Raw genomic sequence first — 12462 nt, forward strand, 5'->3', positions numbered from 1 at the left:
GTGAAAAATTCAGGAGAGTTTGAACATGCGAGTGCTGAAATTCGGTGGAACCTCGGTAGCCAATGCGGAAAGATTTCTGCGTGTGGCTGACATTCTGGAAAGCAATGCACAGCAGGGACAGGTTGCTACCGTATTGTCCGCGCCAGCTAAAATTACCAATCATCTGGTGGCGATGATTGAAAAGACCATCAGCGGTCAGGATGCGGCGCCGAATATTACCGATGCCGAGCGTATTTTTGCCGAGCTGTTACAGGGGCTGGCGGAAGCGCAGCCGGGCTTCGACTTCGACCGTCTGAAGGGGGTTGTCGACCAGGAGTTCGCGCAGCTTAAGCAGGTTCTGCACGGTATCAGCCTGCTGGGTCAGTGCCCGGACAGCGTCAACGCCGCCATCATCTGCCGCGGTGAAAAACTCTCGATTGCCATCATGGAAGGCCTTCTGCAGGCGCGTGGCTACGGCGTCAGCGTGATCAACCCGGTCGAAAACCTGCTGGCGATTGGGCACTATCTGGAATCGACAGTGGATATCGCGGAATCGACTCGCCGTATCGCCGCCAACAAAATTCCGGCCAGCAATATGGTGCTGATGGCCGGTTTCACCGCCGGTAACGAGCGCGGTGAACTGGTGGTGCTGGGCCGTAACGGCTCCGACTACTCTGCTGCGGTGCTGGCCGCCTGTCTGCGCGCCGACTGTTGCGAAATCTGGACCGACGTCGACGGGGTTTATACCTGCGACCCGCGCCAGGTCCCTGATGCCAGGCTGCTGAAGTCGATGTCGTATCAGGAAGCCATGGAGCTTTCCTACTTCGGCGCTAAAGTTCTTCACCCTCGCACCATCGCCCCTATTGCCCAGTTCCAGATCCCCTGCCTGATTAAAAACACCGCCAACCCACAGGCTCCCGGTACGCTGATCGGCGACAGCGCCAGCGATGACGATACCCCGGTGAAGGGGATTACCAATCTGAACAATATGGCGATGTTCAATATTTCCGGTCCGGGAATGAAAGGCATGGTCGGCATGGCGGCACGCGTGTTCGCCACCATGTCCCGCAGCGGCATCTCCGTGGTGCTGATCACCCAGTCATCATCCGAATACAGCATCAGCTTCTGCGTGTCCCAGAGCGAACTGTCGCGTGCACGTAAAGTGCTGGAAGATGAATTCTATCTGGAACTGAAAGACGGCCTGCTGGAGCCGCTGGACGTGATGGAACGGCTGGCGGTGATCTCCGTGGTCGGCGACGGCATGCGTACGCTGCGCGGTATTTCGGCCAAGTTCTTCTCCGCGCTGGCCCGCGCCAATATCAATATCGTTGCGATTGCGCAGGGGTCTTCCGAGCGATCTATCTCTGCGGTGGTCAGCAATGATGAAGCGACCACCGGCGTACGCGTGGTGCATCAGATGCTGTTTGCCACCGACCAGGTCATTGAGGTGTTTGTGATTGGCGTGGGCGGCGTGGGCGGCGCGTTAATCGATCAGCTGTACCGCCAGCAGGCGTGGCTGAAGAACAAGCATATCGATCTGCGCGTGTGCGGCATTGCCAATTCACGCGCGCTGCTGACTAACGTACACGGCATCCCGCTGGAAAACTGGCAGGAGCAGCTGGAGGCGGCAAAAGAGCCGTTCGATCTCGACCGGCTGAAGCGCCTGGTCAAAGAGTATCATCTGCTGAATCCGGTGATCGTTGACTGTACTTCCAGCCAGCAGGTTGCCGATCGCTACGCCGATTTCCTGGCCGACGGTTTCCACGTGGTCACGCCGAACAAAAAGGCCAACACCTCGTCGTACAACTATTACCAGCAGATGCGCGCGGCGGCGGCGAAATCTCGCCGTAAGTTCCTGTACGATACCAACGTGGGCGCCGGTCTGCCGGTGATTGAAAACCTGCAAAATCTGCTCAATGCCGGTGACGAACTGATTCGTTTCTCCGGTATTCTCTCCGGCTCGCTGTCGTTTATTTTTGGTAAGCTGGACGAAGGCGTATCGCTGTCCGCAGCGACCACCATGGCGCGTGAGATGGGCTTCACCGAGCCGGATCCACGCGAGGATCTTTCCGGGATGGACGTGGCGCGTAAGTTACTGATTCTGGCGCGTGAAGCGGGCTATCAGCTGGAGCTGAATGATATTGAGATCGAAACGGTGCTGCCGGAAGCGTTTACCGCCATTGCCGATGTCGATACCTTTATGGCGCGTCTGCCGGAGCTGGACGATGCGTTTGCTACCCGGGTTGCCGCTGCACGCGATGCCGGGAAAGTCCTGCGCTTCGTCGGGGCGATTGAAGAGGGCGGCGTCTGTAAAGTGAAGATCGATGCCGTGGACGGTAACGATCCTCTGTTTAAAGTGAAAAACGGCGAAAACGCGCTGGCCTTCTACAGCCGTTACTATCAGCCAATTCCGCTGGTGCTCCGTGGTTACGGCGCCGGTAATGATGTGACCGCGGCGGGCGTGTTTGCCGATCTGTTACGCACTCTGTCGTGGAAGTTGGGAGTTTAAACATGGTTAAGATTCATGCCCCCGCCTCAATTGGCAACGTCAGCGTCGGCTTCGACGTGCTGGGGGCGGCGGTATCGCCGATTGACGGCACGCTGCTGGGCGACTGCGTCAGCGTGGAAGCGGCTGACGAGTTCAGCCTGCGGAATGAAGGCAGCTTTGTCAGCAAACTGCCCGCCGACCCGAAAGACAACATCGTGTATCAGTGCTGGGACCGCTTCTGTGAAGCGATCGGCAAACGCGTACCGGTGGCGATGACGCTGGAAAAAAATATGCCGATTGGCTCCGGACTCGGTTCCAGCGCCTGTTCGGTCGTTGCCGGCCTGATGGCCATGAACGAATTCTGCGGTAAGCCGCTGAATGATACCGAGCTGCTGGCGCTGATGGGCGAGCTGGAAGGGCGCATTTCCGGCAGCGTGCACTACGACAACGTGGCGCCGTGCTTCCTGGGCGGTATGCAGCTGATGCTGGAAGAAAACGGCATTATCAGCCAGGCCGTGCCAGGCTTTGATGACTGGCTGTGGGTGATGGCCTATCCGGGGATTAAAGTCTCTACCGCCGAGGCGCGGGCGATTTTGCCGGCGCAGTACCGCAAAGAGGATATTATTCGCCACGGCCGCTACCTCGGCGGCTTTATTCACGCCTGCCACACGCAGCAGCCGGAACTGGCCGCGAAGCTGATGCAGGACGTAATTGCTGAACCTTACCGTACCCGACTGCTGCCCGGCTTTGCCGAAGCGCGCGAGGCGGCGGCCGATATCGGCGCGCTGGCCTGCGGTATCTCGGGTTCAGGGCCGACGCTGTTTGCCGTATGCAATCAGCTGGATACGGCACAGCGGATGGCGGACTGGCTTCGCCAGAACTATCTGCAAAATGATGAAGGCTTCGTTCATATTTGTCGTTTAGATACGGCAGGCGCACGTAAACTGGGATAACGCATGAAACTGTACAATCTTAAGGATCACAACGAGCAGGTTAGCTTCGCCCAGGCGGTGAAGCAGGGGCTGGGTTCACAGCAGGGCCTGTTCTTTCCGCTGGAATTACCCGAATTCGAACTGACCGATATTGATGCGCTGCTGGAGGAGGACTTCGTCACTCGCAGCAGCAAAATCCTGTCGGCGTTTATCGGTGATGAAATTCCAAAAGAGCAGCTGCTGGCACGTCTGAAAACCGCCTTTACCTTCCCGGCTCCGGTCGCCAGCGTAACGGACGATATCGCCGCTCTGGAACTGTTCCACGGCCCGACGCTGGCCTTTAAGGACTTCGGCGGCCGCTTTATGGCGCAGATGCTCTCTTACGTCAGCGGGTCGGATGAAAAAATTACCATTCTGACCGCCACCTCCGGCGACACCGGTGCCGCCGTGGCGCATGCCTTCTACGGTATGGAAAACGTGCGCGTCGTGATCCTTTACCCGCAGGGTAAAATCAGCCCGCTGCAGGAAAAACTGTTCTGTACGCTGGGCGGTAATATCCAGACTATCGCCATCGACGGTGACTTCGATGCCTGTCAGGCGCTGGTTAAGCAGGCGTTTGACGATGAAGAGCTGAAGAAGGCGATTGGCCTGAATTCGGCTAACTCGATCAACATCAGCCGCCTGCTGGCGCAGATCTGCTACTACTTTGAAGCCGTCGCTCAGCTGCCGCAGGAAAAACGCAATCAGCTGGTGATTTCGGTGCCAAGCGGTAACTTCGGCGACCTGACCGCGGGCCTGCTGGCGAAATCACTGGGCCTGCCGGTGAAGCGTTTTATCGCTGCCACCAATGCCAACGATACCGTGCCGCGCTTCCTGGCCGACGGCAAGTGGACGCCAAACGTCACCGTTGCCACGCTGTCCAACGCGATGGATGTGTCGCAGCCTAACAACTGGCCGCGTGTGGAAGAGATCTTCCGCCGTAAAACCTGGCGTCTGCAGGACCTGGGCTTTGGTGCAGTCAGTGATGAAACCACCAAAGAAACCATGCGCGAGCTGGCCGACCTGGGCTACATCTCTGAACCGCATGCGGCGATTGCCTATCGTCTGCTGCGCGATCAGCTGCAGGAAGGGGAGTTTGGCCTGTTCCTGGGAACGGCGCATCCGGCGAAGTTCATTGAGAGCGTGGAAGCGATCCTCGACCGCAAGCTCCCTCTGCCGGAGGCCCTGGCCGAACGGGCGGATCTGCCGCTGCTGTCGCACAAGATGAAGGCCGAGTTTGCCGACCTGCGTGAGTTCCTGCTGAAGAAATAAGGGATGCAAGGGCGAAGAAGCTTCGCCCTGCTCCCGCGCGGATTAACCGCTCACTGACGGTTAATCCGCGCGGAAATGGAGAGGGGTTCTCCTTCTCCATTTAGTTTGTTCAGGCAACTTCCCGCCGCTTAAACACCAGCTCATTTCCCTTGCTGCCGTCGGCATCATACGCGTATCCATCGACATCAAACTTCTTCAGCTGATCCGGCTGCGTCAGGCGGTTCTGGATAATGTAGCGGCTCATCAGACCCCGCGCTTTTTTGGCGTAGAAGCTGATCACCTTAAACTTGCCGTTCTTCTCATCGAGGAACACCGGCTTGATAATTTCACCGTTCAGCTGCTTAGGTTTGACCGACTTGAAGTATTCATCGGAAGCGAGATTCACCAGTACCTTATCACCCTGGGCGGCCAGCGCGTCATTCAGCGCCAGAGTCAGCCTGTCGCCCCAGAAGCTGTAGAGATCTTTCCCCGCCGGATTATCCAGTTTGATACCCATCTCCAGCCGGTACGGCATCATCAGATCCAGCGGGCGCAGCAGGCCGTAAAGGCCGGAGAGCATGCGCAAATGCTGCTGGGCATAGTCGAAATCATCTTCGCTGAAGCTTTCCGCCTGCAGGCCGGTATAGACATCGCCTTTAAACGCCAGGATCGCCTGACGGGCGTTATCCGGGGTGAATTTCGGCTGCCAGTCATTGAATCGCTCCGCGTTGAGCACCGCCAGCTTGTCGCTGATATGCATCAGCGAACCGATCTGCGACGGCGAGAGCTGGCGCGCCACGGCGATCAGTTTTTGTGATTCCTTCAGCAGTTCGGGCTGGGTAAAACGGCGGGTGGCCAGCGGGCTTTCATAGTCCAGCGTTTTTGCGGGGGAAATAACCATCAACATGATCGGGGTGTCCTTGTGCATGCGAAAAATTGCCAGAGCATACTGTAGCAAAAAAGCGTTAACAGAGGACAAATCGCTGTCATTGGCGGATCTGTTGATTCATCGTAAAGAAACCGAAAAAGCACGTTTGTGCAGCGTATTTATCCCCCTGTGGCACGGGGTTTTATGGTTGTTGCAAGGTCGGGTACGCGTGCTATCATCCGGGGCAGACATTTTCAACACCCTGACAAATCAACCTTGTTTCAACCTTGATGAGAATGACAACTATGACGGACAAATTATCCTCCCTGCGTCAGATCACTACCGTTGTTGCTGATACCGGCGACATCGCAGCGATGAAACTCTACAAACCGCAGGATGCCACCACCAACCCTTCTCTGATCCTCAGCGCAGCCCAGATCCCAGAATACCGTAAGCTCATTGATGAAGCCGTGACCTGGGCGCGCGAGCAGAGCAGCGATAAAGAAGCACAGGTTTCTTTCGCTGCGGACAAGCTGGCCGTGAACATCGGTCTGGAGATCCTGAAGCTGGTTCCGGGCCGTATCTCTACCGAAGTGGATGCACGTCTGTCTTATGACACCGAAGGCAGCATCGCTAAAGCGCGTAGCCTGATCAAACTGTACAACGATGCCGGCATCAGCAACGACCGCATCCTGATTAAACTGGCGTCTACCTGGCAGGGCATCCGTGCTGCCGAGCAGCTGGAAAAAGAAGGCATCAACTGTAACCTGACCCTGCTGTTCTCCTTCGCCCAGGCGCGTGCCTGTGCCGAAGCGGGCGTGTACCTGATCTCGCCATTCGTTGGCCGCATTCTCGACTGGTACAAAGCCAATACCGATAAGAAAGAGTACGCGCCAGCTGAAGATCCAGGCGTTGTTTCCGTGACTGAAATCTACGAATACTACAAACAGCACGGTTACGAAACCGTGGTGATGGGCGCAAGCTTCCGTAACGTGGGCGAAATCATTGAACTGGCCGGCTGTGACCGTCTGACCATCTCTCCGGGCCTGCTGAAAGAGCTGGCTGAGACTGAAGGCAGCATCGAGCGCAAACTGTCTTACACCGGTGAAGTGAAAGCACGTCCGGCGAAAATGACCGAGTCTGAGTTCCTGTGGCAGCACAACCAGGACCCAATGGCGGTTCAGAAACTGGCTGAAGGCATCCGTAACTTTGCCGTTGACCAGGGCAAACTGGATAAAATGATTGCCGATCTGCTGTAATGGCTCACCGTGGCCGGTTATCCGGCCACGGTATCCAGCGAAAGAAACTGCATCAACCCACCGCTGTCTGAATCACCTTCCTTGACCCTCTGCCTGCATCTTGAATTATTTTCAGTATATAATCCCCCTTATTCCCCCTCATGCAGAAACTAAGACGATATGAATACGCTACGCATAGGATTAATTTCCGTTTCCGATCGCGCCGCGAACGGCATCTATCAGGATCAGGGGCTGCCTGCGCTGGAAGCCTGGCTTACCGAGGCTCTGTCGACGCCGTTCAAAATTGAGAAACGCCTGGTGCCCGATGAGCAGTCGATGATTGAACAGACGATTTGTGAACTGGTCGATGAGCTGTTTTGCCACCTGGTGCTGACCACCGGCGGCACCGGCCCTGCGCGCCGCGATGTAACGCCCGATGCCACCCTGGCGATCGCCGATCGTGACATGCCCGGCTTTGGCGAGCAGATGCGCCAGATTAGCCTGAACTTCGTTCCGACGGCGATCCTCTCCCGCCAGGTGGGGGTGATCCGCAAACAGTCGCTGATAATCAATCTTCCGGGGCAGCCTAAGTCGATCAAAGAGACGCTGGAAGGCCTGAAGGATGAGCAGGGGAATACCGTGGTGCACGGCATCTTTGCCAGCGTGCCCTACTGCATTCAGCTGTTAGACGGGCCGTATATTGAAACCCACCCGCAGGTGGTAGCAGCATTTAGGCCGAAAAGCGCCCGGCGCGAAACAAACAGCTAAAAAACAGGATTCTCAGGCATAAGATCCAGTGTCGTCTGGTGTGGAAAATAATTGACGTTATAGTAAGCATAGCTTTACAAGGTGAATTATTTTTCTTCTCTCTGACTATGGATTTACCAGAAGAATCATGGAACAAGAACACGCACGGCCTCTGAACCGACAGGATTACAAAACCCTGGCTCTGGCGGCGCTCGGTGGCGCGCTGGAATTCTACGACTTTATTATCTTCGTCTTTTTCGCCGCCGTGATCGGCGAGCTGTTTTTCCCTGCCGATATCCCTGAATGGCTGCGTCAGCTGCAGACGTTCGCCATTTTTGCCGCGGGTTACCTTGCCCGCCCGTTGGGTGGCCTGATCATGGCGCACTTTGGCGACAGCAAAGGGCGCAAGAAAATGTTCAGCCTGAGCATTCTGCTGATGGCCCTGCCCACGCTGGCGATGGGGCTGCTGCCGACCTATGCCACGCTGGGTATCGCTGCACCCATTCTGCTGCTGCTGCTCCGGGTATTGCAGGGCGCGGCCATCGGTGGCGAAGTGCCCGGCGCCTGGGTTTTCGTGGCCGAACACGTGCCGCAAAAGCGTGTGGGTTTTGCCTGCGGTACGCTGACGGCCGGTCTGACCTTTGGCATTCTGCTCGGCTCACTGGTCGCCACGCTGATTAATACCAGCATGACGCCTCAGACTATTGCTGAGACCGGCTGGCGTATTCCGTTCCTGCTGGGAGGGGCATTCGGCCTGCTGGCCATGTACCTGCGCCGCTGGCTGCACGAAACGCCGGTGTTCACCCAGATGCAGCAGCGCAAGGCCTTATCGGATGAGCTGCCGCTGAAGACGGTCATTGCCCATCATCGCCAGAGCGTGGTGGTGTCGATGCTGCTGACCTGGCTGCTCTCCGCCTGCATTGTGGTGGTGCTGCTGATGGCGCCGGTGCTGCTGCAAAAACTCCACGGCCTGCCCGCCGCGCTGACCCTGAAAGCGAACAGCCTGGCTACGGTGATGCTGATATTTGGCTGTATTATTGCCGGGGCGCTGGTCGATCGTATTGGCGCGGCGACCACGCTGATTGTCGGCAGCCTGCTGCTGGCCGTAACCAGCTGGACCTTCTTCACCGTGGCGGCGGAGCATCCGGCCTGGCTGTTCAGCGCCTATGCGCTGGCCGGTTTGTGCGTTGGCGTGGTGGGCGTGGTGCCTTTCGTCATGGTCTCTGCGTTTCCGCCCGCGGTGCGTTTTACCGGTATCTCCTTCTCTTACAATCTCTCGTATGCCATTTTCGGCGGCCTGACGCCCATCATGGTGACGCTGCTGATGAAGCTGACGCCGATGGCGCCGGCTTACTACGTTCTTGGCCTTGCCGGCGTCGGCGTGCTGGTCGGTTTCTGGCTCCGGCGCGCGTCCGCACAGCGCGTTCTGCTGCAGCAGGTGAGCGTGCAGTAACCGCTTTTTTACCGTGGTTAATACGGACCGGCCGCCGCCGGTCCGTTTTTTTTTAAAAAAAACGAATTTTTTTTCCTCCTGCCCCTTGATGCGGCGCCTGGCGGCCCCATCTTAATTGGCATCCGAGGCTACGGACCTGGAAAAAAAGAGCGGGTTGAGCAGTTGAAACTGTGAAAAATGCCCGCATTTAAGGTTCATAACCTGATTTGAAATGAATTTAAGTGGGAGACGTTTAGATGGGTAAGATTATTGGTATTGACCTGGGTACGACTAACTCTTGTGTAGCTATCATGGATGGCGGCAAGGCACGCGTACTGGAGAATGCGGAAGGCGATCGCACCACGCCATCCATCATTGCCTACACTCAGGACGGCGAAACGCTGGTGGGTCAGCCTGCTAAACGTCAGGCCGTGACTAACCCGCAGAACACCCTGTTTGCGATTAAGCGCCTGATTGGCCGTCGCTTCCAGGACGAAGAAGTACAGCGTGATATTAAAATCATGCCGTTCAAAATCGTTGGCGCTGACAACGGTGACGCATGGCTGGACGTGAAAGGCCAGCGCGTAGCACCTCCGCAGATTTCTGCAGAAGTGCTGAAAAAAATGAAGAAAACGGCGGAAGATTATCTGGGTGAGCCAGTGACCGAAGCGGTAATTACCGTACCGGCTTACTTCAACGATGCACAGCGTCAGGCAACTAAAGATGCGGGCCGTATCGCCGGTCTGGAAGTCAAACGTATCATCAACGAACCGACCGCAGCCGCACTGGCCTACGGTCTGGATAAAGGCCAGGGCAACCGCACTATCGCGGTATACGACCTGGGTGGTGGTACCTTCGATATCTCAATTATCGAAATCGATGAAGTTGACGGCGAAAAAACCTTCGAAGTGCTGGCAACCAACGGTGATACTCACCTGGGTGGTGAAGACTTCGACAGCCGTATGATCAACTACCTGGTGGCTGAATTTAAGAAAGATTCAGGTATCGATCTGCACAACGATCCGCTGGCGATGCAGCGTCTGAAAGAAGCCGCTGAAAAAGCGAAGATCGAACTGTCTTCTGCGCAGCAGACCGACGTGAACCTGCCGTACATCACGGCGGATGCGACCGGTCCTAAGCACCTGAACATCAAAGTGACCCGTGCAAAACTGGAATCACTGGTAGAAGACCTGGTTGCTCGCTCTATTGAGCCGCTGAAAGTTGCGCTGCAGGATGCTGGCCTGTCCGTGTCTGATATCAACGACGTTATCCTCGTCGGTGGCCAGACGCGTATGCCAATGGTTCAGGCCAAAGTGGCTGAGTTCTTTGGTAAAGAGCCGCGTAAAGACGTTAACCCGGACGAAGCCGTTGCCGTGGGCGCAGCCGTACAGGGTGGCGTTCTGGCGGGTGAAGTGAAAGACGTTCTGCTGCTGGACGTTACCCCACTGTCACTGGGTATCGAAACCATGGGCGGCGTGATGACTTCGCTGATTACCAAGAACACTACGATCCCAACCAAGCACAGCCAGGTGTTCTCTACTGCAGAAGATAACCAGTCTGCCGTAACCATCCACGTTGTGCAGGGTGAGCGTAAACGCGCTGCGGATAACAAGTCACTGGGCCAGTTCAACCTTGACGGTATCCAGTCAGCACCGCGCGGTATGCCGCAGATCGAAGTGACCTTCGACATCGACGCCGACGGTATTCTGCACGTATCCGCTAAAGATAAAAACAGCGGTAAAGAGCAGAAGATCACCATTAAGGCCTCTTCTGGTCTGAACGATGAAGAGATCGAAAAAATGGTGCGCGATGCGGAAGCTAATGCCGAATCTGACCGCAAGTTTGAAGAGCTGGTGCAGACCCGTAACCAGGGTGACCAGGTTGCGCACAGCACCCGCAAACAGCTGACCGATGCCGGTGACCAACTGCCAGCAGACGTGAAAGCGCCAATCGAAGCGGCTCTGGCCGAGCTGGATACTGCGCTGAAAGGCGAAGACAAAGCTGAGATTGAAGCGAAGATCCAGGCTCTGATGGAAGTGTCCGGCAAGCTGATGGAATTTGCTCAGCAGCAGCAGGCCGCTGGCGGCGCAGCAGAAGCCGCCGAAGGTAAGAAAGATGACGACGTCGTTGACGCCGAATTCGAAGAAGTTAAAGACAAGAAATAATCGCCCTTGAGCGGGCATGATGCTCCCCGGTGGAGCATCGTATTAACCAGCACGGGCGTGGAGATTTCTCCCCGCCCGTGCACGCATGTTAAGGGTAGGATCAATAACAATGGCGAAGAAAGACTATTACGAGATTTTAGGCGTTTCCAAATCAGCGGAAGAGCGTGAAATCAAAAAGGCTTATAAACGTCTTGCGATGAAGTTCCACCCCGACCGCAACCAGGGCGATAAAGAAGCCGAAGAGAAATTCAAAGAGATCAAAGAAGCGTACGAAATTCTGACCGATGAGCAGAAACGTGCGGCTTACGATCAGTACGGCCATGCCGCCTTTGAACAGGGCGGAATGGGCGGCGGCGGCGGTGGTTTCGGCGGTGGCGGTGCAGATTTTAGCGATATCTTTGGCGACGTATTCGGCGATATTTTCGGCGGAGGCCGCCGTCAACAGCGCGCCGCACGCGGTGCTGATTTACGCTACAACATGGAACTGACGCTGGAAGAAGCGGTACGCGGCGTGACCAAAGAGATCCGCATTCCAACGCTGGAAGAGTGTGAAGTGTGCCACGGCAGCGGAGCCAAAGCGGGGACCAAGCCGCAGACCTGTTCAACCTGTCACGGTGCCGGCCAGGTGCAGATGCGCCAGGGCTTCTTTACCGTTCAGCAGGCGTGTCCGACCTGTCACGGTCGCGGTTCCGTGATCAAAGATCCGTGCAACGCCTGTCACGGCCACGGACGCGTAGAGAAGTCTAAAACGCTGTCGGTGAAAATTCCGGCGGGCGTGGATACCGGCGATCGCATCCGTCTGAGCGGCGAAGGTGAAGCGGGCGAGCACGGTGCGCCGTCTGGCGATCTGTACGTTCAGGTTCAGGTGAAAAAACACCGTATCTTCGAGCGTGAAGAGAATAACCTGTACTGCGAAGTGCCGATTAACTTTGCGATGGCAGCCCTGGGCGGTGAGATTGAAGTGCCCACCCTGGATGGCCGCGTGAAGCTGAAAGTGCCTGCGGAAACCCAGACCGGCAAGCTGTTCCGCATGCGCGGTAAAGGTGTGAAATCCGTGCGCGGCGGCGCGCAGGGTGACCTGCTGTGCCGCGTGGTGGTGGAAACCCCGGTCAGCCTCAACGACAAGCAGAAAGCGCTGCTGCGCGAGCTTGAAGAGAGCTTTGGTGGCCCGAGCGGCGATCAGAACAGTCCGCGTTCAAAGAGCTTCTTTGACGGCGTGAAAAAGTTCTTTGACGATCTGACGCGCTAATCTGTTTTACTCTTTACGCGCAGTATTCGATGGGCGGTCTCAACAGGGCCGCCCATTTTCTTTAATTCGGAAAT

The 12462-nt window shown here is 56.6% G+C and carries 9 protein-coding genes; 8 read left to right on the forward strand and 1 reads right to left on the reverse strand.

Translation table 11 applies throughout. The features are described from left to right. The first annotated feature begins 25 nt into the window (after positions 1 to 25). Genes thrA through thrC form a run of 3 tightly spaced genes read left to right on the forward strand, consistent with a single transcriptional unit; the run spans position 26 to position 4710 of the window. Positions 26 to 2488, forward strand: coding sequence for a bifunctional aspartate kinase/homoserine dehydrogenase I (thrA, locus tag PGH32_RS18375; RefSeq protein ID WP_337894782.1), 2463 nt, complete (start codon positions 26 to 28; stop codon positions 2486 to 2488). Positions 2489 to 2490: 2 nt separating this feature from the next. Continuing rightward, complete coding sequence (thrB, locus tag PGH32_RS18380) at positions 2491 to 3420, forward strand: homoserine kinase (protein WP_314421537.1); 930 nt, start codon at positions 2491 to 2493, stop codon at positions 3418 to 3420. A gap of 3 nt (positions 3421 to 3423) precedes the next feature. Next, complete coding sequence (gene thrC, locus PGH32_RS18385) at positions 3424 to 4710, forward strand: threonine synthase (protein WP_337894783.1); 1287 nt, start codon at positions 3424 to 3426, stop codon at positions 4708 to 4710. A gap of 109 nt (positions 4711 to 4819) precedes the next feature. On the opposite strand, the gene yaaA is transcribed toward thrC, so the two are convergent. Next, positions 4820 to 5596, reverse strand: coding sequence for a peroxide stress protein YaaA (gene yaaA / locus PGH32_RS18390; protein WP_314421532.1), 777 nt, complete (start codon positions 5594 to 5596; stop codon positions 4820 to 4822). A gap of 266 nt (positions 5597 to 5862) precedes the next feature. On the opposite strand from yaaA, the gene tal reads away from it, so the two are divergent. The 5 genes from tal (at position 5863) to dnaJ (ending at position 12388) form a co-directional block, all read left to right on the forward strand. Then, positions 5863 to 6816 carry a transaldolase gene (gene tal / locus PGH32_RS18395; RefSeq protein WP_314421530.1) on the forward strand — a complete coding sequence of 318 codons (954 nt, stop codon included), beginning with the start codon at positions 5863 to 5865 and terminating at the stop codon, positions 6814 to 6816. A 159-nt stretch (positions 6817 to 6975) separates the two neighbouring features. Beyond that, positions 6976 to 7563, forward strand: coding sequence for a molybdopterin adenylyltransferase (gene mog / locus PGH32_RS18400; RefSeq protein WP_337894784.1), 588 nt, complete (start codon positions 6976 to 6978; stop codon positions 7561 to 7563). Positions 7564 to 7690: 127 nt separating this feature from the next. Continuing rightward, positions 7691 to 8995 (forward strand): MFS transporter, encoded by a 1305-nt coding sequence (locus PGH32_RS18405; protein ID WP_314421527.1) that lies wholly within the window; start codon positions 7691 to 7693, stop codon positions 8993 to 8995. A gap of 236 nt (positions 8996 to 9231) precedes the next feature. Then, positions 9232 to 11139 carry a molecular chaperone DnaK gene (gene dnaK / locus PGH32_RS18410; protein WP_314421524.1) on the forward strand — a complete coding sequence of 636 codons (1908 nt, stop codon included), beginning with the start codon at positions 9232 to 9234 and terminating at the stop codon, positions 11137 to 11139. A gap of 109 nt (positions 11140 to 11248) precedes the next feature. Next, on the forward strand, positions 11249 to 12388 hold the full coding sequence (dnaJ, locus tag PGH32_RS18415; RefSeq protein ID WP_314421519.1) for a molecular chaperone DnaJ: 1140 nt from the start codon (positions 11249 to 11251) through the stop codon (positions 12386 to 12388). Positions 12389 to 12462 lie beyond the last annotated feature (74 nt).

Source organism: Erwinia sp. SLM-02 (assembly GCF_037450285.1).
GTDB lineage: Bacteria > Pseudomonadota > Gammaproteobacteria > Enterobacterales > Enterobacteriaceae > Erwinia.